The organism is Cupriavidus sp. 05N40 (genome assembly GCF_056397305.1).
In genome coordinates this window covers 19040-42309 of record NZ_JBFTND010000049.1, presented here as the reverse complement: position 1 = coordinate 42309, position 23270 = coordinate 19040, and the positions used below count along the sequence as shown (strand labels likewise).

Genomic DNA, 23270 nt, shown 5'->3' with positions numbered 1-23270 from the left:
CTGCCGTACCCTGGCAGAAGAGTTGCGCCTTCTGGCTGCACAATGCCGCCGACCATCGTATCCGGCAACGACCCCTTCCGACCTGATGACCGCCGACGCTTTCGCTCAGATGTTCGGGGCGATCGAAGGTATCCCCTCGTGCCAGGAACAACGGCTAACGATTCAGGCGGCCATCAGGGTGCCGTCCGCGGCATGCTCGCCCTCGGTATAGCCATCGCGGTTGCTGATGCGGGCACCGTCGGTGTACGGGTCACGAGCGCGGGAGACCGAGATGCTGGCCACCACCTGCGGCGCGTCATCGCTGCGCGCGCCGTCGTAGAAGGCGTTGCGTTCCCCGTTGCGCGCGCCGTCGGTGAAGGGGTCGCGCGCGTCGTTGCGGGCGCCGTCGATAAACGGGTCGCGCTCTGCGGTGCGTGCGGCGGATACCCGCACGCCATAGCCGTGGTCCGTGGAAAGACCGGCGGCGGACGCCGCCTGCACACCGCCGGCGGCGGCGGCAAGGGCGACGATAGAGACGAGGCGCTTTGCGAAGGTGGCGAAGTTGATGGCGTTCATGATGAATCTCCAGGGCTGTTGGCAGGGCTGCTGTTCCGAGGTCGGGCGCGGCCGGCGATGCAACGGTGGCAGGTTCATCTGGTCTGCTGCTGGTGCTGCTGCCGCCGCCGCGCTACAGGAAGCATTTAAGGCGACCGATGTATCCGGCCCGTAGCGACTTGGGGGCGCGACGGTGAGCGTGCGTATCGCGCTGGACTGGAGATACACAGGCATACAAAGCCGGCGATCGCGGGCGCGTGGAGTGGGCTGTGGGATACACGGCGAGCAAGGTCACGCCGCCGCATGGGAAGCAAGCGCAACGTGCGTGCCCGCCCCGTACCTCTGCGGGCGACGGGGCATGGGCAACTGGCTGGCGACGGGCCTGGGCGAAAGCCTGGGTGCTTCCTGCGGCTGCCTATGGCCGGTTCCCGGCGCCGGCGGGCAGCGCCGCCGCCTGGCGCTTGATGACGGCGCCATCCGGCAGGCCACCGCCCCGGCTGCGCTTCCAGCTGGCCGGCGGCATGCCGAACTCCCGCTTGAACGCGCGGTTGAACGCCGCTTCCGAATCGTAGCCAACCTGCTCGGCCACCGCGGCCAGCGGCCTGCCGCCGCCGAGCAGTTCCTTGGCGGCGATCTGCAGGCGCCAGTGCGCGAGGTATTGCATGGGCGGCTGGTCGAGCAGGTCGGTGAAGCGCTGCGCCAGCGCCGAGCGCGACAGGCCAACCTTACGCGCGAGTTCGTCCACGGTCCAGGGATAGCCGGGCTGCGCATGCAACAGCGCGAGCGCGCGGCCGACGAAGCGGTCGCGCACGCCGGACAGCCAGCCTTTGCGGTCGGCGGGCAGGGTGTCGATGCAGCGGCGCACCGCTTCCACGAACAGCAGCTCGGACAGGCGCGCCAGCACGATGCTGCTGCCCGCGCGCCACTGCGCGGCTTCGGCGACGGCGAACTGCACCGAGGACTCGAGCCACGCGCTGCGCGGGTCGTTGCGCATGTCGATCTTGAAGATGCGCGGCAACGCCGCCAGCACGGGATTGCTCAGCGCGTCGTCGCAGGCAAGGAAGCCGCACACCACGCGGGTGCGGGCGCCGCCGCCGCCGTGGCTGAGCTTCAGGACTTCGCCGGGCACGGTTTCGAGCTGGCCGGACAGCAATGACGCGGACGCCACGGGCGGCAGGTCCAGCGCGCTGCCCATGGTGTGGGCCTCGCCCTGCGGCACCACCAGCAACTCGCCGGCCTGCACGTGCATCGCGGAGCAGGGGTCGTCGACCAGCCGCGCCCAGCAGTTGCCTTCGGTGACCAGGTGGTACGACACCACGCGTTCGCACTGGGGCAGGAACTCTGCGCAGATGGAGGCATCGGTCTGGCCGATCACGCTCCACGGCGCGGTGAACTCTGCGTTGAGAAAGACGGCGCCTCCGAGGCGTACCACACGGAGGACGTCGGATACCGCATCCATAGGCTGCGTTCCCGTCAGTGGCCGGGAGCCGGCAAGTTCCGGCGTCCCGCGCAAGAAAGCTGGACGCTCGATCATTCATCCGGTCCGGCATCGTGAAGATACTACACCCCGCGCCCCGGCAAATGACACCATCGCGGCGGCGCGCGGCGCAAACCTTTCCAGGAGGTGCAGCATGCGTAACGGTAACGCGTACCAGGGCCGCTGTTTTTGCGCAGCGGGGCAGTTGAGCCGRCTGCCCACGGCGGACGGCCTGCCCAAGCTGCGCGAGCCGATCGAGTTGCGCGAGTAGCGCGAGTCGCTCGAATCAGCGCGAGCCGCGTATCCGAATTGCAAGATCAGCCCCGGCGCCGGGCAAACGGCGTCATCACCAGCCGCCGGGCTGACTTTGCCCGCGGAAAACTCTGCAGGAGACCAGGTATGTCAGCCGTTCTTCCCATCACGCCCTCGTCCTCATCGTCCTCACCCGCGGTCGTGTCCGCGCCGCCGGTCGACCTCGCCGCCGTCAAGGGCCGCCAGCAGCTTGCCTGGTCCGCCGGCAACTACGCCGTCGTCGGCACCACGCTGCAGATCGTCGGCGAGAACCTGTGCGAGGCGCTGGACCTGCGCGCCGGCGCATCCGTGCTCGACGTGGCCGCCGGCAACGGCAATGCCACGCTGGCGGCCGCGCGCCGCTGGTGCGAGGTGACTTCCACCGACTACGTGGTATCGCTGCTCGACGCGGCGCGTGCGCGCGCGCAGGCCGAAGGCCACCAGGTCCGCTTCCAGGAGGCCGATGCGGAGAACCTGCCCTTCGCCGCGGCGAGCTTCGACGCGGTGCTTTCCACCTTCGGCGTGATGTTCACGCCGGATCAGGAGCGCGCCGCCGCCGAGCTGGCGCGCGTGTGCAAGCCCGGCGGCAAGATCGGCCTGGCCAACTGGACGCCCGGCAGCTTTATCGGGCAGGTGTTCAAGACCATCGGCAAGTACATTGCGCCCGCGGCGGGTGTGAAGTCGCCGGCGCTGTGGGGGACCGAGGCGCGGCTGCAGGAACTGTTCGGCGCGAGCGCGCGCGCGATCCGCGTGACGCAGCGCGAGTTCGTCTTCCGCTATCGCTCGCCCGCGCACTGGATCGAGGTGTTCCGCACCTACTACGGTCCGATGCACAAGGCATTCGGCGCGCTGGATGCAGCACAGCAGGCGGCATTCGCCGAAGACCTGCGCGTGCTGATGCGCGATCGCAACCGCTCGGGCGATCACACGCTGGTACTGCCATCCGAGTACCTGGAAGTGGTGATCGAGCGGGCCTGAGCCTGGCGCCGGGCCGCGGGCGGCTTCAGGCCCGGCCGCGCTGCCGCGCGCGCGTGGCCAGCGCCTGCGCGAGCAGCTCGTAGCCGCTCACCAGCACGATTCCCGCCAGCACGAGCAGCGCGCCCGCCAGGAAGTCCGGCTCGAGCGTCTCGCCGAGCAGCCATGCGCCGAAGCCCACGCCGAACAGCGGCGTCATGAAGGAGAACACGCCCAGCCTGGAGGCGAGATACTTGCGCAGCAGCCAGAACCAGGTCAGGAAGCTGGCGAAGGACACCACCAGCGCCTGGAAGGCCAGGCTGCCCCAGGCCAGCGCAGTCGGATTGAAGCTGGCCTGGCCGAGGACGGCGGCTGCCGGCAGCAACAGCAGGAAGGCGCCGGCCAGCTGGTAGAGCAGGGTCTGCGTGGCCGGCGCGCGGGCCAGGCTGGAGCAGCGGATCATCACCGTGGTGGCGCCCCAGGCCAGTCCGGCCAGCAGGCCGAGCAGGTCGCCGAGCAGCATGTTCGCCGCATCGCCGCTCGCATCACCGCCCGCGTTGCCGCCCATGAAGGCGAGGGCGATGCCGGCAAAGGCCAGCGCGATGCCGGCCCACTGCGGCACGCGCAGGCGCTCGGCCGGCAGCTTCCAGTGCAGGCCGAGCGCGGCGAAGATGGGCGCCGTGTAGAGAAAGACCACCATGTGCGAGGCAGTGGTCAGGCGCAGCCCTTCGCCGACCAGCAGGTATTCCAGCGCGAACAGGCCGCCGACCACGGCGCCCGGGCCCCAGGTGCCGTCGCGCGGGAACAGGCGTTCGCCGCGCCGCGCCATCAGCAGCGCCACCAGCACCGCGGCAATGCCGGAGCGCAGGGCGATCTGGAGCAGGGGCGAGATATCACGCSCCACTGCCTTCAGTGCCACTTGCTGCAGGCCCCATACCAGGCACAGCACCAGCATCAGGCCAATGGCCTGTGCGTCGACCGGTTTTCGTGAGTCCAAGATGCGCGCGTCCGTGTTCTGGTGAGGTGAGGCTGGATTATGGGCCTGGCGGTTTTTCTTGATATAGTGAAAACCAGTCAATCCATGCCGCCATCCGGCCATGTTCGCTGCCTGCGCGCGCTGGAGGCCGACCCCGGCGACAACCGCGCGCTGCCCGAACTGGCGCACGCGGCCAATACCACGGAGCGCACGCTGGCGCGGCGCTGCCGGCGCGACCTGGGCATGTCGTTCGCCGAGTGGCGCCAGCGCATGCGCGTGCTCAAGGCAATGTCGTTGCTGGAGGCGGGCCGCACGGTCGAGGCCATCGCGCTGGACCTGGGCTACGGCAGCGCGTCGGCCTTTATCTCGATGTTCCGCCGGATGATGGGCGTGACGCCCGACGAATTCCGCCGCGGCGCAGCCGCCAGGGCGCGCGGGGCGCAGTGAGGCCGCACGGCCCTCAGGCGCCTTCGCAGATGATGGCGGTGATCAGCGGTGCGGCATGCTCGGCGCGCGCCTTGCTGCCCGCCGCGCTCAATGCCTTGGCGATGGCGTCCGTATTGCCCACCACCGCCACGCCGTAGAGCGGCTTGTCCAGCGGCGTGCCCTTGCCGGCCTTGAACAGCGAATCGCGCGGCTGGTAGCCGAATACCGCGAACACGCTGCGGCCAAGCACCGTCATGCCGGCGTCGCTGGTCGGCCAGAAGGCATTGACCGAATTGTCCTCCACGCGCATGGGGCTGGCGTCGATCAGGCGCTGCTGCTGCAGCGTGGCGACGAACTTGTGGGGGGTGTCGCCGCACGCCAGCATGGTGTCGAGCGGGGCGGCGCTGCCGAGTGCTGGCACGGCTGCCAGCAGCGCGGCGAGTAGCGGATATCTCATGATGGGCGCTACTTTAACCTGCCTCGCCGCGCGCCGCCGGGCCATGCTCACGACCCTGCTCACTGCATGGCCTTCAGGTCGCCGATGCGCACCAGCATCTCGGTGAACATCTGCATGTCCAGGTCGAGGTCGGTCACCTCCTTGTACTCCTTGGCGTTGTGGGCGGTGTATTTCTTGCCCGGCATGGCGGGGCCGAAGTTGATCGCGTTGGGCATCAGCTTGGCCGTGGTGCTGCCGGCCGTGGGCACGGGGCGCGCTTCCAGCCCGGTGGTGTCGCCGAAGATGTTGAGCAGCGTGGACAGCCACGCGCCCTTGGGGTCGCGCGCCATCCAGTTGCCCTGGTCATGGCTGATGCTCAGCGTGGTGTGGCTGGCGGCGGCCCAGGCGTTGATCTTCGCGGCCACGGCCGCGCTCAGCGCCTCGGGCGTGCTGCCGCGCGGCATGCGTACGTTGGCGGTGACTTCGAGCTGCCCGTCCTTTTCGCGCGCCAGGTTGGGCGAGATGGTCAGCGGGCCCATGAAATCGTCCTTGTAGGCCACGCCCATCTTCTCGCCGAGGTAGTCCAGGCCATACAGGTCTTCCAGGTACCAGGCGGCGCGGGCGTAGTGGTTGTCGGCCAGCGGCACGCCGGATTCGCGCAGGAACAGCGCCAGGCGCGGCAGCGGGTTGACGCCTTCCTCGGGGCGCGAGCCATGCGCGGAGCTGCCGGTGACCTTGACTTCGAGGCTGTCGCCGGACTGGCTGATGTCGATGCTGAACCTGCCTTGCGCCGCGTACTTTGCGATAAAGGGGGCGCGCGCCGCTTCGAGGCGGGTCCGCGCGGCGGTCAGGTCGCCGCCCTTGAGCTGCGCGCTGGCGGTCTGCGGCACGGCATTGGCGGCCGCCGCGCCGCTCATGGCGACGATGGCGGTGGTCTTGCCGTCGGCGGGCTGCACGGGAAAGAACACCTTCAGCGCGCCCGAACCCTTCTCCGCCACCACGGCGGGGTATTTGCTGTCGAGCACGATATTGTAGGCGGGCAGCGTGGTGCGCTGCTGGTAGTACTTCATGCCGTCGCCGCCGGTTTCCTCGGTGGTCTCGATCATCAGGCGGATGGTGCGGTCGAGCTTCAGGCCGCTGTCCTTCACGGTCTTCATGGCGTACAGCACGGTGGCGATCGAGCCCTTGTCGTCGATGGTGCCGCGGCCATAGAGGTAGTCGCCCACGCGCGTGACCTTGAACGGATCGAGCCTGGTGCCGTCGTCGAGCACCCATTCGCTTGCCACCGCCGGCACCACGTCGGCATGCGTCAGCAGCCCGAACGTCTCCTTGCCGCGGCCCGGCAGCGTCACCTCGAACACGCGGTTGTCCACGTTGCGGAACTGCAGGCCGAAGTCCTTCGCCATGTCTTCGACCAGCTTGCCGAAGGCGATGATGTCGGGGTTCTCGTGCTGGGGGATCTTGTCGTCGCGCACGGTACGCAGTGCCACCATGCGTTCGATGGCGCCGAGCACGGCATCGTGGTTGTGCAGGCGGTTRTACACGCCGAGCAGGCGGCCGATATTGGTCAGGTCGTCGCCGCGCAGCGGCTGGTGCTTGCGATAGGCCGCCACGCTGCGCGCCAGCATCGGGTCGGCCTTGACCGCCTGGTCGAGGAAGGCGTCGAGGCTGGCCTGCGCCTTGCCGGTCTGCGCCGCGACCAGGGCATCGAGCGCGGGCTTCTTCAGCGTGTCGGCGAAGGCGTGCGGGGCCGCCGCCAGCGATAGCAGGAGAAGGGGCGCGAGGACGGAGGAGCGTTTCATGGGCAGGGCCTGTCTGGGGCGTGGCGGAAAACGCGCGATATTCGCACGAGCCGGCGCGCCGGCGCAAATGCGGTTTTCCCTGCAGTGATGTTCCTCCGCGCCCTCAGCCCGCCTGGTGCCCGGGTGCAGGCTTCCTGCCGATCAGGAAACGCACGCCATCCGGGCCGTAGCGCTCGGCGTGCGCCTCGTTGGCCTGCAGTTGGAAGGTGTCTCCTGCCCGGTAGGCCCGTTCCTCGCCCCCGATGGCCAGGTAGAGCACGCCCTCCAGGATCAGTGCCCTGGCTTCGAACGGATGCGTGTGGACCGGCATGGAGCCGTTGGGCTCGCGCGTGACCGTCGTGACCTCCTGGAAGCCGTCGCGGGCGAGGGCGCTGGTGAATGCATCGTGTTCCATGATGTCTCCGGCCTGGCGGACCGGCGCTGCGATCGGGGCAAGGCAATGGGGAATGGGGCTGGTGCCCTTGAATATAGGCGCTATCGATCCCGGCGCAAACGCGCGCCTTTGCTGCATTTGCCCGGCGCCCGGGACCGGCGCGCCGGCCGGCATGGCGCGCTTGCTGTCATGGGCATGCCGCGCGGTGCGGCAGATGCATCACCTGCCGCCGCGGCGCCATGGTCCTCGATCCAGGCGGCTACCGCACACAACGCCAGCCTCGCGGGCCGCATCGGGGTAATGCGAACCGCCAGACCTCGGTAGAATCGGTCAACCCACCCGCGCGGCAGTGCGCCGCAGGCACGCCCGCGGCACTAAAGGAACGAGACAAGATGAGCAACGAGAATTCCTCCCCTTCCGCATCCGCCGCCGCCCCGGCGGACGGCAAGCCGGTCCTTGAATATCCCTGTGGCGACGCCCCGGCGCCCGGCAGCGTGAAGGAGATCGTGCCCGGCCTGCTGTGGATCCGCATGCCGATGCCGTTCGCGCTGAGCCATATCAACCTGTGGGCGGCGCGCGACGGCAGCGGCTGGGCGGCGTTCGACGCCGGGCTGCAGACCAGCGAGACCGCCGCCGGCTGGCGCGATCTGTTCGCGAAGGACGGCGCGCTGGCCGAAGGGCTGACCCGGCTGTTCGTCACCCATATGCACCCCGACCATATCGGCATGGCCGGCTGGCTCACCCGCAAGTTCGCCTGCCGGCTGTGGATGACGCGCCTGGAATACCTGAACTGCCGCGTGCTGGCGGCGGACACCGGGCGCGAGGCGCCGGAGGACGGCGTGCGCTTCTACCGCCGCGCCGGCTGGGACGACAACGCCATCGAGGGCTACCGTGCGCGCTTCGGCGGCTTCGGCAAGTTCGTCCATGCGCTGCCGGACAGCTACCGCCGCCTGCGCGATGGCGAGACGCTGCAGATCGGCGAGCACGCGTGGCGGGTGGTGGTGGGCAACGGCCATTCGCCCGAGCATGCCTGCTTCTACAGCGAGGCCTTGAAGGTCCTGATCAGCGGTGACCAGATCCTGCCGCGCATCTCGTCCAACGTCTCGGTCTTTCCCACCGAGCCGGATGCCGACCCGATGGGCGACTGGCTGGCCTCGCTCGCCAAGCTGCGGCGCGAGGTGCCGGACGATGTGCTGGTGCTGCCGGCCCACAACGAGCCGTTCCGCGGCCTGCACGCCCGCATCGACCATCTGGAGCGCAGCCAGCACGCGGCGCTGGACCGGCTGCGCCAGGCGCTGGGAGAGCCCAAGCGGGCGGTGGACGTATTCGGCCAGCTATTCTCGCGGCCGATCGGCGCGGAGCCGGGGCTGCTGGGCATGGCGACCGGGGAGAGCATCGCGCACCTGAACTACCTGCTGCACCGGGGCGAGGCGGTCATGCAGGCGGGCGAGGACGGCGTCGCGTGGTATCGCGCGGCGTGAGCCGCGACTGAGCGCCCCGGGCCGCCCCGGGCTGCGCTACCAGGCCGCCACCGTGGGCAGGTGCCAGTCGTTCCACACCGCCAGCAGGCGCAGCGTGAAGCAGGCCCCTTCTCGGCGCCCGCCACGGCAAACAGCGACAGGCCTGCCGCGTCGAGCAGGACAGGCAGCAGGCCGGCAAAATCCTGCGCGGCCGAGTGGAAGACGAAGGCCGCGGCGCCGGTCAGCATGGCGAGCGCGGGATAGCGCCAGTCCCGGATCGCGTTGGGCGGGGCCGCGCCGATCAGCAGGTCGCGGAGGATGCCGCCGCCCACTGCCGTCACCAGCGAGACCACCACCACGCCGAGCAGGTCCAGCCCGTGCCGCATGCCGCTGATGGCGCCTTCCAGCGCAAACACGGTGGTGCCGGCAAGATCGGCTGCCAGCACGACGACTTCGGCTTTTGTTCTCATTGTGTGCGGATGACGTGGGTAGCGTAGGCAGCATACTGGCCGCCGCGCCGGCGCGCCAGCGTATGAGCGCGGCGGCGCGGCGGTGTGGCTTCGCGCCGACGCCCCGGCGTGCGCGCCGGCCGCGCCGGCCGCGCCGGCCGCAATACGCGCAGCCCATCGCATCCTGCGCGGCGATCTCCCGCCGGTCCAGGTCGCGCTCGCGCACATCCAGCACGTGATCTGGAGCCTGCGCGGAAACAGCGCAGGCTCAGGCCGCGCTCAGTCCTCGGCCACGAACCCCGTGGCTTCCACGATGGGCTTCCACGCGGCGCGCTCGATCTGGATGCGGTGGCGCGCTTCCTGCCCGGACTTGGGCGCCACTTCCAGCCCCAGCGCTTCGAGCTTGGCGGCGGTGGCGGCATTGCCCGAGGCGGCGATGAACATCTTCTCCACCCTGGCCACCACGTCCGGCTGCGTGCCGGCCGGCAGGAAGGCGCCGTACCAGCTGGTGGCGTACTCGTACTGGCTGAAGCCCTGCTCCTTCATGGTGGGCACTTCCGGCAGCGCCTTGGCGCGGCGCGTGCCGCTCACGCCCAGGAACTGCAGCTTGCCGCCCTTGTACAGCGGCATCATGCTGGCCACCGCATCCCAGCCGATCGACACATTGCCGCTGATCACGTCCACCAGCATCGGCGACGCGCCGCGGTAAGCCGCCGGCGTGATGGCAATCCCGGTGGCCTTGCCCAGCGCCACGGTGCCGAGGTGGCCGGCGCTGCCGATGGTGGCCAGGCCAAGGCTGGCGCCGCCCGGGTTGCGGCGCGCCCATTCCACGTACTCCTTCATGTTCTTGTACGGCTGCTGCGCGCCGGCCGCCACCACGGTGGGCACGTCGGTCAGCACGGCGGCGGGGACGAGGTCCTTGTCGGCGTCGTAGCCGAGCTTCTTGTACGTGAGCGGGAAGATGGTGAACAGCGGCGACGGACCGATGAACACMGTCTTGCCGTCGGGCTTGGCGCGCTTGACGTAATCCAGCGCCAGCCGCGCGGAGGCGCCGGGACGGTTCTCCACGATCACGGTGCCGTGCCCGTCCTGGCGCAATTGCTCGGCATAGAGCCGGGCCAGGCTGTCGGCCGCGCCGCCGGGCGCATAGCCGACGATGATGCGCATCGGCTCGCCCGAATCCGCCGCGGACGCCGGGCGGGGCAGGGCCAGCACGGCAACGGCGCAGGCCGACAGCGCCAGGGTGTGGAGCACGAGTTTGCGGCGGGAGGCTTGGATCATGGCGCGGGCGGGTTGTGTCATTCGGGAGGGGGGAAGGGTACGGCTGGCGCCGGCGGCGGGCCGGCGCGCGGTCATGCCTGCGGCCACTGGCCGAGCAGGCCGTGCGCGGATTCGAACAGCGCGGCGGCGCGCAACAGCCCGGCATCGCCGCGGAACTGCCCGACCAGCTGGAAGCCGATCGGCAGGCCGTCGCTGCCAAAGCCGCAGTGCAGGCTGATGGCGGGGTGGCCGGTCATGTTGAACGGCATGGTCCACGGGAACCAGTGCGCGCGCACGTTCTCATAGGCCTGGCCGTCGATGTCGATGGTGCCGAACAGGTCCTGCCCGATGGGCAGCGCGGTGCGCGTGAGCGTGGGCATGGCGAGGAAATCGCCGCGCGCCAGCAGGGCCTGCACGCGCTGGAACAGCTGCGAGCGGTCGAACATGGCCTGCTGGTACTCCACGCCGCTGACCTGCGCGGCCGATGCCACTTGCCTGAGGAAGGTGGCGCTGAGCTGCTCGCCGTGCTCGGCGGCGATGGCGGCGAAGCGCGCGCGCCAGACCGTATGGTTGATGGCCCGCCAGATCGGTTCCACGTCGAAGCCTTCGCCGGAGAACGCCTCCAGTTCCGCGCCCAGGCCGGCCAGCTTCGCCAGGCTGGCCTCGAACGCGCGCGCCACTTCGGCCGCTACCGGCCGTCCCGGCGGCGCCAGGCAGTAGAGGATGCGCTTGCCGCGCAGGTCGCCCTGCGCCTGCGCCGCGCCCGCGTAGTCGGGCTTGGGCACGCCGATGGACCACGGATCGCAGGCATGCTCGCCGGCCATGGCCTGCATCATCAGGCCGGTGTCGGCCACCGTGCGCGTGGTCGGGGTGACATAGGTCTGGTTGCCAAACAGGTCCTGGGCCTGGCTGTGCGGAATCACGCCGTTGCTCTGCTTGATGCCGACCACGCCGTTGCACGCCGCGGGAATGCGCGTGGAGCCGCCGCCGTCGGTGGCCACCGCCAGCGGGGCGATGCCGCTGGCCACCGCCACCGCCGCGCCGCCGCTGGAGCCGCCGCTGGTGCGCGCGGCGCTCCAGGCGTTGCGGGTGCGGCCGAACAGCGGCGAGTCGGTCAGGCATTTCGAGCCGAACTCGGGCGTGGTGGTCTTGCCGATCAGGATGGCGCCTTGCTCGCGCAGGCGCGCCACCGCGACGGCGTCGGTGTCGGGGATGTTGTCGCGGTAGGGCGCCACGCCGAAGGTGGTGCGCACGCCTCGCGTGTTGACCAGGTCCTTGGCCGTGAAGGGGATGCCGTGCAGCAGGCCCAGCGGCTTGCCGGCCATGACCGCCTGCTCGGCCGCGCGGGCCGCGTCCATGGCCTGGTCGGCGCACAGCGTGATAAAGCAGTTCAGTTCGGGCTGCAGGCGCGCCGCCCGTTCCAGCACCGCTTGCACGAGTTCTACCGGGGAGATCTCCTTGCGCGCGATGYGGCCTTGGAGTTCGGTGGCGGACAAGAAGCAAAGCGCATCGCTCATCGGCGGGCGTCTCCAGATAATGTCTCGGAGCGGATCGAAGGCACCGCCATGGCGCGGCCGCGGTGTGACGGTCGCGCCATTAATCGCGGCATCAATCGGGCGTCAATCGGGCGTCAATCGGGCGTCAATCGGGCGTCAATCGGGCGTCAATCGCGCCATTGGTTTTTGGATCCAGAATCCATTCTTTGCAGCTATAGTAGACGTGTGTCATGCGCTTGTAAACCGCGCCGACAAACTCCGGAGTTTCACTGCGCCGCGGCGCTCAGAGAGGCAAATGGCAGAAACGTTCGAATGGCAGGGGCGCACGCGCCTGGTGGAAGAGGTGGCACAGGTGCTGCGCCAGCGGATCTACCGGGGCGTCTATCYGCCCGGCAAGGCGCTGCGCCAGGTGGAGATTTCCGAAGACCTCAAGATCAGCCGCACGCCGCTGCGCGAGGCCCTGCGCATGCTGGAGCGCGAAGGCCTGGTCAGCGCCGAGACCGCGCGCGGCGTCACCGTGGTCAGCGCGGACTTCCGGCAGCTGATGGATGCCTACGCCTTGCGGGAGGTCATCGACGGCCTGGCCGCGCGGCTGGCGGCCGCCCGCGCGGGCAAGCTGGCCGGCGCGCCCTTGCGCGCCATCATCGGCACGCAGCGGGGCAGCCTCGCGCCATGGCAGCCCGAGGTCTATACGGCTGCCAACGTGGAGTTCCACACCGCGATCATCGGCCTGGCATCGAACGAGTACCTGGCGCGGCAGGTGCCCATCGTGCATATGACATCGCAGGTGTTCGCGCCCAGGATCGTGTTCGCGCAGGACCGCGCGCTGGCCGCCATCGGGGAACACGAGCAGATCGTGGCCGCCATCGAGAGCGCGGACGGCGACCAGGCGGAGTATCTGGCCAGGCTGCACATCCGTAACTCGATGGCGCGGCTCAAGGTGCTGGCACGGTCCGCCACGGACGAAAGCGCGGCGACGGGGTCCTGACGGCTGCGTTGCCGGGCCCCTGGCGGGAGAGAGCGCTCAGGGCTGCTGGCCTTCCAGCGTCGGCGGGGTATCCTGGCGCAAGGCCGGGTGATGACGGCTGACGCTTCTCGCCCCGATCAGCACTGCCAGCAGGAACGCCAGGATATATGCAGCAAAGGTGATTGCTTCCATGGTTGACCCTCTCCACTCGCCGTTGTTCTGTTTCTTCTGGTGAGCGACAAGTATGCGTAGGGGCGCACATGCCTGGATACCACTCGGCAGTGGGGGATACGGGTCAGATCGTGCGATTTTCTGACCCGTTCGGGGGAAAAATGCGGCTAAAACCGTAAATCTTCGTGTCGGCGGTGTGAGCCGGCAGGGGCGGCGCTCCGCAAGGACCGGCCGCCGCCCCGAGGCCGGCAACCCGGCTTCAGATTGCGCTCTGCTGCACGGCGCCGGTGGCGAAGAAGCGCTGCAGGTTCTCGAACACCAGGTTGGCCATGGCAATGCGGGTTTCATTCGTGCCGCTCGCGATATGCGGCAGCAGCACGACGTTGTCCAGCGCGAACAGCGCCTGGGGGACCTGCGGCTCGTTCTCGWASACGTCCAGCCCSGCSCCGGCGATGCGCTTGTKSRYCAGCGCRTCSACCAGCGCSGCYTCGTCSACCACGGTGCCGCGCGCGATATTGATCAGGAAGCCCTGCGGGCCGAGCGCCTCGAGCACGCTGGCCGACACCAGGTGGCGGGTTTCCGGGCCACCGGCGGTGGCGATGACGAGGAAGTCCGCCCACTCGGCCAGCGCCGCCAGCGACGGCTCGTGGCGATAAGGCACGTCGCCCGCCGGGCGGCGGCTGTGGTAGCTCACCTCCATGTCGAAGCCCAGCCCGCGCCGCGCGATCACGCGGCCGATGCGCCCCATGCCGATGATGCCCATGCGCTTGCCGCTCACGCGGGTGGTCAGCGGGAACTGGGCCTTGGGCCATTCGCCGCGCCGCACGAAGCGGTCTGCCGCGCTGAAGCCGCGCGCCACGTCCATCAGCAGGCCGAAGGCGGTGTCGGCCACGCAGTCGTTGAGCACGTCCGGCGTATAGCCGACGGCGATGCCGCGCTTGCGGGCAGCGTCCAGGTCGATCTTGTCGAGCCCCACGCCAAAGCTGGAGATGACCTTGAGCGCCGGCATGGCGGCCATCATGGCGTCGTCGGCGCCGATCGCCGCGCGCGTGGTCATGGCGGTGAACTCGCCGCCGCGGGCGGCCAGGAATGCCGCGGGATCGGTCTCGGCCCAGAACGGGTGGACGTCGTAGTGCTCGGCCAGGCTGGCTTCGAGCGCGGCCGGCAGGCGGCCGTGCTGGAGGAGGCGTTGTTTCATGAAGAGAGATCCCTTGTCGTTGATCGGGTTTGATGGGTTGGCGCCACCGTGGTGTCGATATGTTCAGTCTGCGCTGAGCTTGTTGTCCAGGATGATCCTGGCGTAGCGCTTGCGGTCGGTGGCGATCAGCTCGGCGAACTGCGCCGGCGTGCTGCCCACGGGGATGGCGCCCTGGGCGATCAGTTGCTCGCGCACCGCGGGCATGGCCACCACCTGCTTCACGCCGGCGGCGATCTTGTCGACGACCTCGGCGGGCGTGCCGGCCGGTGCCAGCAGCCCGACCCAAGATCCCGATTCGGCCCCGCTGATGCCGGTCTCGGCCAGCGTGGGCACGTCCGGCATGGCGGGCGAGCGCACCTTGCTGGTCACCGCCAGCGCACGCAGCTTGCCAGATTTCACATGGCCGGCGGTCTCCAGGATGGAGGCGAACAGCATGTCGACATTGCCCGCCATCAGGTCGCTCATGGCCGCGCCGCCGCCCTTGTAAGGCACGTGCAGCATATCAGTGCCGGTGGCGATCTTGAAGATCTCGGCCGACAAATGCGGCGAGCCGCCGCTGCCCGAGCTGGCGTAGGTGAGCTTGCCGGGCTGCGCCTTGGCCAGTGCCACCAGTTCCTTGGGCGTCTTGGCGGGCAGCTTGGGCGTGACCACGATGGCAAACGGCAGCTCGGCCATCAGGCTGACCGGCACCAGCGCGCCGGGATCGTAGCTCAGTTTCTTGTAGAGCGTGGGGTTGATCGACTGCGTGCCGACATTGCCGGCCACCAGCGTGTAGCCATCCGGCCTGGCCCGCGACACCAGCTCCAGCCCGACGTTGCCGGCCGCGCCGGGGCGGTTGTCCACCAGCACCGGCTGGCCCCACAGTTGCGACAGCCGCAGCGCCACCAGGCGCGTGCCCACGTCGGTGCCGCCACCCGGGGCGAAGGGCAGGATGATGGTGACGGGCTTGGTCGGCCAGGCAGCGCCAGGCTGGGCCTGCGCGGCGGGCACGCAGGCGCTCGCGGCCAGGGCGATCAGCAGCGCGCGGCGGCGCAGCGAGGGGGGTGTGAAGGGGCGCATCTTGTCTCTCCGTCTATGCTTGCTGACAACCGGTCTGACAACCGGTCTGACAACCAGTCGCTGGTTGCGTGAAGGCCGGGCTGGTCCTTACTCGGGCTGGATGCCGGCATCCTTGGCCACCTTGGCCCACTTGCCCATTTCCACCTGCACGAAGCTGCCGAACTGCGCGGGCGTGCCGCCGGCCGGCTCGATGCCTGCGTGCTGCAGGCGCTCGCGCAGGTCGGGCGCGGCCAGGGCCTTGTTGATCTCGGCGTTGAGCTTGTCGATCACCGCCTTTGGCGTGCCGGCCGGGGCGAGCACGCCGCCCCAGGTGCTGGTCTCGTAGCCGGGCAGGCCGGCTTCGGCCATGGTCGGCACCTGCGGCGCGATCGACGAGCGCCTGGCGGTGGTCACCGCGAGCGGGCGCACCTTGCCGGCCTTCACCTGCGGGCCGATCGCGGCCACGGTATCGAACATCAGCGACACGCGCCCGCTGGTCAGGTCCGGATGCGCCAGCGTGCTGCCCTTGTAGGGGATGTGGATCATGTCGATGCCAGCCATGCTCTTGAACAGCTCGCCGGAGAAATGCGGCGCGCCGCCCGAGCCGCTCGACGCGAACGACAGCTTGCCCGGATTGGCCTTGCCATAGGCGATCAGTTCCCTGACCGTCTTCGGCGGCAGCGAGGGCGACACCACCAGCATCAGCGGCACCACGTGGGTCAGCGCCACCGGCTCGAAGCTCTTGAGCGTGTCGAACGGCAGCTTCTTCACCATGCTGGGATTGATGGCGTGGCTGCTGGCCACCAGCGCCAGCATGTAGCCATCGGGCGGGGCCTTGGCGACGAGGTCGGTGCCGATGATGCCGGTGGCGCCGGGCCGGTTGTCCACCACCACCGGCTGACCCCAGTCCTCGGTCATCTTCTGGCCCACCAGGCGCGCCACCAGGTCGATGGCGCCGCCGGGCGAGGCGGGCACGACGATGGTGATGGACTTGGTCGGGAAACTGGTCTCGGCGGCGTGCGCGGCGGCCGTCAGCGCCACTGCCGCGACGGCGCCCGCAAGTGTGCGGAGGATGGGGTGGGGGTGATGCTGCATAGTGTCTCCTGCCGTGTTTTTGTGGCTTGTATGGTGGTGTTGCGGTGACTGCGTTGTTTCCTTTGCGGTGGACAGAGGGCTTGGGCTCGTGCAAGCCCAAGCCCAAGCCCTCTCCCCGGCCCCCCTCCCAGGCGCGGGAGCGGGAAGCAAGCCAGCGGTGCCGCTGCGCCGTGCCGCCGTATCAGTCCGCCGTCGCGCCCGATTTCTTCACCAGCTCGGCCCAGCGCGGGATTTCCTTGCTCATGAACGTGGCCAGCTCGGCCGGGCTGCTGCCCACCACTTCCATGCCGAGCTGCTGCGTCATCCGTTGCTGCACGGCCGGCTGCTTCAGGGCACGCACGACTTCGGCATTCAGCCGCTGCACGATGTCCTTGGGGGTGCCGTGCGGAGCGTAGAGCGCCTGCCATGACACCATCTCGAAGCCAGGCACGCCGGCTTCGGCCATGGTCGGCACACCGGGCGCCAGCGCCGAGCGCTTCGGCGAAGTCACGGCCAGTGCGCGCAGGCGGCCGGCCTTGATCATGGCGTCGCCCGCGGTGAGCTGGTCGAACAGGAAGGGCACCAGGCCCGAGGCCACGTCCTGGATCGCCTGCGGGCTGCCCTTGTACGGCACATGGGTCATCGGCACCTTGATCAGCTCGGAGAACAGTTCCCCGGCCAGGTGCGTGGAGGTGCCCGCGCCGGACGAGGCAAAGCTGAGCTTGCCGGGTTGCTTCCTGGCGTAGGCGATCAGCTCCTGCACGTTCTTCACCGGCAGCTTGGCGTCGACCATCAGTACGTTGGGTACGTAGGCGATCAGGCTGATTGGCTCGAAATCCTTGACCGGATCGTAGGAGAGGTTCTTGTAGAGGCTGGGGTTGATGGCGTGCGTGCTGATGGTGCCGCCGAACAGCGTGTAGCCGTCGGGCTTGGCGCGCGCCACATAGCCCGCACCCACCGCGCCGGCCGCGCCGGGGCGGTTTTCCACCACCACCGGCTGGCCCAGCGCCTTGGAGATTTCCTGGCCGATGGTGCGCGCGACGATATCGGTCGAGCCGCCCGCGGCGAACGGCACGACCCAGGTGATCGGGCGCGAGGGCCATTTGTCCTGCGCTTGCGCGGCGCCGCCGAATGCGCCGAGCGTGCCCAGGGTGGCCAGCGCGCAGGCGGCGCCGGCGCGGCGCAATGCGCTTCGCTTGCTGTGATTCATCGTGTCTCCGTCGTTGGCCGCCTTGCCCCGGCGTGTGCGGGGCGGCGGTCTCTTGCGTTTGTCCGCGCTTGTGTGCGCGGCCGTGGAAGTCCTAGCGGCCGTTCGCCTCGCGCCAGGCGGCGAAGTCCAGCCGGCTTTGCTCCTGCGTCGGCGGATAGAGGCCGATGATGGAGCGGCCCTTGTCGACTTCCTCRGTGACGAAGTCTTCGAACGCGGTCATCTCCACGGCCTCGGCCGCGATCTCGTCGGCCAGGTGGCGCGGGATCACGATCACGCCCTCCGCATCGCCCACCATCACGTCGCCGGGGAACACGGCCACGTCGCCGCAGCCGATCGGGCCGTTGATCTCGATGGCCTGGTGCAGCGTGAGGTTGGTCGGCGCGGACGGGCGGTGGTGGTACGCGGGCATGGCCATGCGAGCGATTTCCGGCGAGTCGCGGAAGCCGCCGTCGGTCACCACGCCGGCCGCGCCGCGCCGCATCAGGCGCGTGATCAGGATCGAGCCGGCCGAGGCCGCACGCGCGTCCTTGCGGCTGTCGATCACCAGCACGGCGTCCGGCGGGCATTGCTCGACGGCCTGGCGCTGCGGATGGGCCGGATCCTGGAACACCGTGATCTGGTTGAGGTCTTCGCGCGCCGGGATGTAGCGCAGCGTGAAGGCCTCGCCGACCATGTTGGCGCCTTCCGGGTTGAGCGGATGCACGTCCTGGATGAACTGGTTGCGCAGGCCGCGCTTGAACAGGGCGGTGCACAGGGTCGCGGTGCTGACGGTCTTGAGCAGGTCGCGGGTTTGCTGGCTGAGCGGGTTGGCTTGGGTCATGGCGTCAGGTCAGTAGATGCTGGGCTCGCCGGTGGGCGCGCCGAAGTCGGTTTGCAGGAAGTCGAAGTCGCAGCCGTCGTTGGCCTGGCGGACATGCTTGGAGAACATCCAGCCATAGCCGCGCTCGAAACGCGGTGGCGGCGGCGTCCACTCGGCGCGGCGGCGCGCCAGTTCTTCGTCGGACACCTCCAGGTGAATGCTGCGGCGGTCGATGTCCACGGAGATCATGTCGCCGGTGCGCACCAGCGCGAACGGGCCGCCGACATACGATTCGGGCGAGACGTGCAGGATGCAGGCGCCGTAGCTGGTGCCGCTCATGCGCGCGTCGGACATGCGCAGCATGTCGCGCACGCCTTGCTTGACCAGCTTCTTGGGGATCGGCAGCATGCCCCATTCCGGCATGCCCGGGCCGCCCTGCGGGCCGGCGTTGCGCAGGATCAGGATGTGGTCGGCGGTGACGTCGAGATCGTCGCGCTCCACCGCTTCCTTCATCGACGGGTAGTCGTCGAACACCAGCGCCGGGCCGGTGTGCTTGAAGAAGCGTGGCTCGCAGGCGCTGGGCTTGATGACGCAGCCGTCCGGCGCGATATTGCCCTTGAGCACGGCCAGCGCGCCTTCCTGGTACAGCGCGTTCTCCGGCGTACGGATGACGTCGTCGTTGTAGACCTCGGCGCCGGCGATGTTCTCGCCCAGCGTGCGCCCGGTGACGGTCAGCGCGCTCAGGTCCAGCTTGTCGCTGATGCGGTTCATCAGCGCGGGCAGGCCGCCGGCGTAGAAGAAATCCTCCATCAGGTACTTGTCGCCGCTGGGCCGGATATTGGCGATCACCGGCACGCGCCGGCTGGCCGCGTCGAAGTCTTCCAGGCCGATCTCGCAACCGGCGCGGCGCGCCATGGCGATCACGTGGATGATGGCGTTGGTGGAGCAGCCCATCGCCATGGCCACCGCGATGGCGTTCTCGAACGAGGCGCGCGTCTGGATCTGCTGCGGGGTCAGGTCTTCCCACACCATGTCGACGATGCGGCGGCCGGCCTCGGAACACATGCGGATATGGTTGGCGTCGGCGGCGGGAATCGACGAGGCGCCCGGCAGCGTCATGCCGATGGTCTCGGCGATGGCGGTCATGGTGCTGGCCGTGCCCATCGTCATGCAGGTGCCGTGGCTACGGGCGATGCCGCCCTCGATGCCGATCCATTCGGTCTTGCTGATATTGCCGGCGCGGCGCTCGTCCCAGTATTTCCAGGCGTCCGAGCCGGAGCCCAGCACGTTGCCCTTGTAGTTGCCGCGCAGCATCGGGCCTGCGGGCACGTAGATGGCCGGCACGCCGGCGCTGGACGCGCCCATCAGCAGGCCCGGCGTGGTCTTGTCGCAGCCGCCCATCAGCACGGCGCCGTCGATGGGGTGGGAGCGGATCAGCTCCTCGGTCTCCATCGCCAGCATGTTGCGGTAGAGCATGGTGGTCGGCTTGACCGAGCTTTCGGACAAGGAAATGGCGGGCAGCTCGATGGGGAAGCCGCCGGCCTGCAGGATGCCGCGCTTGACGTCGTCAACGCGCTGCTTGAAGTGCGAGTGGCAGGGGTTGATGTCGGACCACGTGTTGATGATCGCGATGATCGGGCGGTCCAGCCACTCGTCGGGCGAGTAGCCCATCTGCATGATGCGGGAGCGGTGGCCGGAGGAACGCAGGTCGTCAGGAGCGAACCAGCGCGCGCTGCGCAAAGTCTCGGGCGTCTTCTTTCGTGACGTCATTGTCTCTTCCACGGATGTTGTTATGGGGCCTCCACCCGGAGTGGAGGTATGACATCTGATATCGATGGAGCCAATTAAAGCACTAATATATTAGTGTGTCAAACCAGGAAAGTTTCCACTAGAATGCGGGGCAGGGCGCCTCGCCGCCGGTGTACGTGGCCGCATGAACCATAAGTGCACCACAGTGCGCCGCGCTGCGGCCCCGCTTTTCGCCAAACCTGATATTCCGGAGACGCATACCGCCGCCGGAGAAAGATCGCCGCTACCCCGATGGAAGCCACCGCCCCGCAAATCCAGTTCCAGTTCGACCGCACGCGCCATGCCGCGCCGCAGGTGTTCGAGCACATGCGGGACCTGATCATCTCGATGACGCTGACGCCCGGCACCGTGCTGTCGCGCACCGATCTCGCCGCGCAGTACGGCATCAGCCAGACGCCGGTGCGCGACGCCCTCATGCGCCTGAGCGAAGAGGGCCTGGTCGATATCTTCCCGCAGCACGCCACCGTGGTCAGCCCCATCAGCATCGCGCTGGCCCAGCAGGCGCATTTCCTGCGCCGCTCGGTGGAGGTGGAGATCGTGCGCACGCTGGCCGAGGCGCCGGACCCGGCGCTGGTCGAGCGCCTGCGCCTGATGGTGGCGCGCCAGCAGGCGCTGCTGGCCGCCGAAGACTATGCCGAATTCTCCCAGTTCGACCAGGCTTTCCACCGCCTGATGTACGACGCCGCGCAGGTACCCGACCTGTGGCTGCTGGTGCGCCGGCAGAGCGGCCACCTGGACCGCCTGCGCCGCCTGCATCTGCCGATTCCCGGCAAGGCCAAGGCCGTGGTGGCGGACCATACCGCCATCGTCGATGCCATCGCGCGGGGCGATGCCGGCCAGGCGCAGGACTGCCTGCGCCGCCATCTCTCCGGCACGCTGGCCAATCTCGACGAGATCCGCGCGCGCTTCGAGGACTACCTGCAGTAGGTCCGCTTGCGGGCCGCTTCGCATCTCCGTACGCCCGCACCCCGCGCTTGCACGCGTGGATGGCGGCGCGCGTGGAGACGGGCGTCTATCCCTGCGTCCGCTGCCTGCTCGCATATGGCCCTGAGCGGCGCGTCTCAGGCGGGCGTGCGGAACGGCTCCGGGAGCCGCACCAGGCGGGTCTGCCGGCGGCCCAATGCACGGCGCGCCGGTCATCATCAACATTGATGAGAGCCGTGCCGGGAATCCGCGGCAGCGGGCTGCTAAGCGCTCAGGTTGCCGAAGCCCGCCGTGCGCGCCAGCACGATGGCCTGCCCGCGGTTTTCCACTTCGAGCTTGGAGAAGACGCTGGTGATGTGATTGCGCACGGTTTTCTCGCTCAGGCCCAGGCGGGCGGCGATCTGGGCGTTGTCACGGCCTTGCGCGATCAGCTCGACGATGTCGCGCTCGCGCCGCGTGAGCACCGGGAAGACGCCGTCGGCGCCGGCGTGCGTGGGGGGCAGGAAGGCATGGACTTCGTCCAGCCAGCRCAGCCACGCCGGCTCGGTCTCCAGCAGCAGGTGGTTGTCGCTCTCCAGCGGCACGAAGTGCGCGCCGGGAATCATGCTGGCGATCAGGCGGCCTTCGTCGAAGGGCACGCGCGCATCGCGCACGGCATGCAGCACCAGCGTCGGGCAGGTGACCTGCGGCAGCAGCGAGACCACATCGATGTCGTTGAAGATGCGCATGAAGCGCGCCGCGTTGGCGGGAGAGGTGGAGACGCGCTCCAGTTCGTTGAACCACCGGTGCTGCTCGGCAGTGCCGCCGGGAATGAACTGCGTGGTGAAGAACTGGCGGAAGGCCGGGTTCTCCTGGCCCCAGCCGATCTCGGCCAGGCGGTTCATCAGCTCGGCCTCTTCGCGCAGGCGCGGGTCGGGGCTGCGCTTGAGCCTGCCGCGCGCGTAGCCGCCGTGCAGGATCAGGTGGCTGACACGCTCGCTGTGCGCCACCGCGTAGGCCACGGCGATCGATGCGCCTTGCGAAATACCCAGCAGCGGAAAGCGGTCCACGCCGGTCGCGTCGACGATGGTCTCCAGGTCGCGCAGCCAGGCCTCGAAGGAGAGTTCGACATCGCGGTCCGACAGGCCGCAGCCGCGCTCGTCGTAGCGCACCAGGGTGTGCGAAAGCGACAGCTCATTGAGCAGGTGGCTCCACACCGGGCTCTCCACGTCGAACTCCAGGTGGCTCATCCAGTTTGCGGCCTTCACCAGCGGCGGGCCCTGGCCGCTGATGGCGTAAGCCAGCCGCACGCCATCCTGGCTCGTGCATAGGTGGATCTGTTGCTTGCGCGTGGGCATGGCATTCACGCGGGCATGGGTTGACGGCGCGGCCGGCCATGGCTGGGCCGTCGCGCGGGTGACGCCGCGTGCTGCATGTAGATTAGCAAAGGAACACCGCCGCGAAAGGCGCGCGGCGAGGGTCAGGTGACGGTGGCGTGCCACGCGCGCAAAAAGCGCGCGGCACGCCCGCCAGCGCGCAGGGACGGCTGGCATTTATGGCGAAGCGCGCTGGTGGCGCGCTCCGTCTTGTCGCGCGGTGCTATGCCGCGCGTTCATCGTGGCTTGCGCCGCCCCCGTGCTGCAGGGCCGAGACGCACTCGGCGCCACTCGAGTACGGATCGGCCTGGGAGCCGCGGGCGCCGTCCGTGAAGGCATCCCGCTGCCCCATGCGGCCACCGTCCGCATAGGGGTCGCGCGGTGTTGAGCGCAGGCCGTCCTGGTAGGAATCGAACTTGCGCGATATGCATGCCGACAGGCCCTGGCGACCCAGCGCGGCCAGAGGTATGGCCTCGGGGTGCCCCGTACGCGCGCCGTCGACGAAGGCGTCGCGTTGGCCGGTGTGGGCGGGCGCGGCAATGGCGGTGGGTGCGGGTACACGCGCCTCGGCGCGTGCAAGGGCCGTGCAGAGCACGGTAGATGCCAGCGCGGAAGCGGTGAGCAGGGTCTTGGAAAAAATCTGGTGCATCTCGTTCTCCAACTGGGGTTGCCGCCCGGCGATGCGGGTCAGGCAGAGCCTCTGCGGGCAATCTGGTCAAAGCCGGCGCCGCACGGGATGCCCTTGCCGTGCGGTGGCTACCAGCGCCAGCCTGACCAGCCGCCATCCCATC

At 69.2% G+C, this 23270-nt stretch carries 23 protein-coding genes; 5 read left to right on the top strand and 18 right to left on the bottom strand.

Annotated features, from left to right (window positions below):
* Positions 1-162: 162 nt before the first annotated feature.
* Positions 163-555, bottom strand: coding sequence for a hypothetical protein (locus tag AC1DO7_RS14045; protein ID WP_441621112.1), 393 nt, complete (start codon positions 553-555; stop codon positions 163-165).
* Positions 556-949: 394 nt separating this feature from the next.
* Entirely contained in the window at positions 950-1993 is a 1044-nt protein-coding gene (locus AC1DO7_RS14040) for an AraC family transcriptional regulator (protein ID WP_441621110.1), read from the bottom strand.
* Between the two features lie 417 nt (positions 1994-2410).
* Here AC1DO7_RS14040 and AC1DO7_RS14035 point away from each other — a divergent pair, with 417 nt between their 5' ends.
* Positions 2411-3280: a class I SAM-dependent methyltransferase gene (locus AC1DO7_RS14035; protein WP_441621108.1), complete on the top strand. Its 870-nt coding sequence runs from the start codon at positions 2411-2413 to the stop codon at positions 3278-3280.
* A gap of 25 nt (positions 3281-3305) precedes the next feature.
* On the opposite strand, the gene AC1DO7_RS14030 is transcribed toward AC1DO7_RS14035, so the two are convergent.
* Complete coding sequence (locus AC1DO7_RS14030; RefSeq protein WP_477116245.1) at positions 3306-4253, bottom strand: DMT family transporter; 948 nt, start codon at positions 4251-4253, stop codon at positions 3306-3308.
* An 84-nt stretch (positions 4254-4337) separates the two neighbouring features.
* On the opposite strand from AC1DO7_RS14030, the gene AC1DO7_RS14025 reads away from it, so the two are divergent.
* Positions 4338-4679, top strand: coding sequence for a helix-turn-helix domain-containing protein (locus tag AC1DO7_RS14025; protein ID WP_441621104.1), 342 nt, complete (start codon positions 4338-4340; stop codon positions 4677-4679).
* A gap of 13 nt (positions 4680-4692) precedes the next feature.
* Here the strand turns inward: AC1DO7_RS14025 and AC1DO7_RS14020 are convergent, their stop codons facing one another.
* The 3 genes from AC1DO7_RS14020 to AC1DO7_RS14010 all read right to left on the bottom strand — a co-directional run bounded on the left by AC1DO7_RS14020 (position 4693) and on the right by AC1DO7_RS14010 (position 7290).
* On the bottom strand, positions 4693-5115 hold the full coding sequence (locus tag AC1DO7_RS14020; protein WP_441621102.1) for a hypothetical protein: 423 nt from the start codon (positions 5113-5115) through the stop codon (positions 4693-4695).
* A gap of 59 nt (positions 5116-5174) precedes the next feature.
* Complete coding sequence (locus AC1DO7_RS14015; protein ID WP_441621100.1) at positions 5175-6896, bottom strand: dipeptidase; 1722 nt, start codon at positions 6894-6896, stop codon at positions 5175-5177.
* A 103-nt stretch (positions 6897-6999) separates the two neighbouring features.
* Positions 7000-7290 (bottom strand): cupin domain-containing protein, encoded by a 291-nt coding sequence (locus tag AC1DO7_RS14010; protein WP_441621098.1) that lies wholly within the window; start codon positions 7288-7290, stop codon positions 7000-7002.
* Between the two features lie 371 nt (positions 7291-7661).
* Between AC1DO7_RS14010 and AC1DO7_RS14005 the strand changes: the two genes are divergently transcribed.
* Positions 7662-8750 (top strand): MBL fold metallo-hydrolase, encoded by a 1089-nt coding sequence (locus AC1DO7_RS14005; protein WP_441621096.1) that lies wholly within the window; start codon positions 7662-7664, stop codon positions 8748-8750.
* Here the strand turns inward: AC1DO7_RS14005 and AC1DO7_RS14000 are convergent.
* From AC1DO7_RS14000 to AC1DO7_RS13990, 3 genes are all read right to left on the bottom strand, one after another.
* The gene (locus tag AC1DO7_RS14000) at positions 8678-9199 is read right to left on the bottom strand and encodes a trimeric intracellular cation channel family protein (protein WP_477116244.1); all 522 of its coding nucleotides are present in this window, start codon (positions 9197-9199) and stop codon (positions 8678-8680) included. The genes AC1DO7_RS14005 and AC1DO7_RS14000 overlap by 73 nt on opposite strands.
* A 258-nt stretch (positions 9200-9457) precedes the next feature.
* On the bottom strand, positions 9458-10459 hold the full coding sequence (locus AC1DO7_RS13995; RefSeq protein ID WP_441622454.1) for a Bug family tripartite tricarboxylate transporter substrate binding protein: 1002 nt from the start codon (positions 10457-10459) through the stop codon (positions 9458-9460).
* Between the two features lie 71 nt (positions 10460-10530).
* Positions 10531-11955 (bottom strand): amidase, encoded by a 1425-nt coding sequence (locus AC1DO7_RS13990; protein ID WP_477116243.1) that lies wholly within the window; start codon positions 11953-11955, stop codon positions 10531-10533.
* Between the two features lie 274 nt (positions 11956-12229).
* Here AC1DO7_RS13990 and AC1DO7_RS13985 point away from each other — a divergent pair, with 274 nt between their 5' ends.
* Positions 12230-12922, top strand: a complete 693-nt coding sequence (locus AC1DO7_RS13985) for a GntR family transcriptional regulator (protein ID WP_477116242.1) — start codon at positions 12230-12232, stop codon at positions 12920-12922.
* Positions 12923-12958: 36 nt separating this feature from the next.
* Here the strand turns inward: AC1DO7_RS13985 and AC1DO7_RS13980 are convergent, their stop codons facing one another.
* The 7 genes from AC1DO7_RS13980 to araD all read right to left on the bottom strand — a co-directional run bounded on the left by AC1DO7_RS13980 (position 12959) and on the right by araD (position 20161).
* Positions 12959-13093 (bottom strand): hypothetical protein, encoded by a 135-nt coding sequence (locus AC1DO7_RS13980; protein ID WP_441622448.1) that lies wholly within the window; start codon positions 13091-13093, stop codon positions 12959-12961.
* 238 nt (positions 13094-13331) lie between these two features.
* Positions 13332-14270: a 2-hydroxyacid dehydrogenase gene (locus tag AC1DO7_RS13975; protein WP_477116241.1), complete on the bottom strand. Its 939-nt coding sequence runs from the start codon at positions 14268-14270 to the stop codon at positions 13332-13334.
* Positions 14271-14333: 63 nt separating this feature from the next.
* Positions 14334-15329: a Bug family tripartite tricarboxylate transporter substrate binding protein gene (locus tag AC1DO7_RS13970; protein WP_441622444.1), complete on the bottom strand. Its 996-nt coding sequence runs from the start codon at positions 15327-15329 to the stop codon at positions 14334-14336.
* An 87-nt stretch (positions 15330-15416) separates the two neighbouring features.
* A complete protein-coding gene (locus tag AC1DO7_RS13965; protein ID WP_441622442.1) occupies positions 15417-16403 on the bottom strand; it encodes a tripartite tricarboxylate transporter substrate binding protein in 987 nt (328 codons plus the stop codon).
* A 181-nt stretch (positions 16404-16584) separates the two neighbouring features.
* Positions 16585-17592 (bottom strand): Bug family tripartite tricarboxylate transporter substrate binding protein, encoded by a 1008-nt coding sequence (locus AC1DO7_RS13960; RefSeq protein ID WP_441622440.1) that lies wholly within the window; start codon positions 17590-17592, stop codon positions 16585-16587.
* Between the two features lie 91 nt (positions 17593-17683).
* Positions 17684-18412 carry a ribonuclease activity regulator RraA gene (locus AC1DO7_RS13955; protein WP_441622438.1) on the bottom strand — a complete coding sequence of 243 codons (729 nt, stop codon included), beginning with the start codon at positions 18410-18412 and terminating at the stop codon, positions 17684-17686.
* A gap of 9 nt (positions 18413-18421) precedes the next feature.
* On the bottom strand, positions 18422-20161 hold the full coding sequence (gene araD, locus AC1DO7_RS13950; RefSeq protein WP_441622436.1) for an L-arabinonate dehydratase: 1740 nt from the start codon (positions 20159-20161) through the stop codon (positions 18422-18424).
* Positions 20162-20431: 270 nt separating this feature from the next.
* Between araD and AC1DO7_RS13945 the strand changes: the two genes are divergently transcribed.
* On the top strand, positions 20432-21127 hold the full coding sequence (locus AC1DO7_RS13945; RefSeq protein WP_441622434.1) for a GntR family transcriptional regulator: 696 nt from the start codon (positions 20432-20434) through the stop codon (positions 21125-21127).
* Between the two features lie 260 nt (positions 21128-21387).
* Here the strand turns inward: AC1DO7_RS13945 and AC1DO7_RS13940 are convergent, their stop codons facing one another.
* Positions 21388-22461 carry an alpha/beta fold hydrolase gene (locus AC1DO7_RS13940; RefSeq protein ID WP_477116240.1) on the bottom strand — a complete coding sequence of 358 codons (1074 nt, stop codon included), beginning with the start codon at positions 22459-22461 and terminating at the stop codon, positions 21388-21390.
* A 241-nt stretch (positions 22462-22702) separates the two neighbouring features.
* A complete protein-coding gene (locus AC1DO7_RS13935; protein ID WP_441622430.1) occupies positions 22703-23128 on the bottom strand; it encodes a hypothetical protein in 426 nt (141 codons plus the stop codon).
* Between the last annotated feature and the right edge of the window lie 142 nt (positions 23129-23270).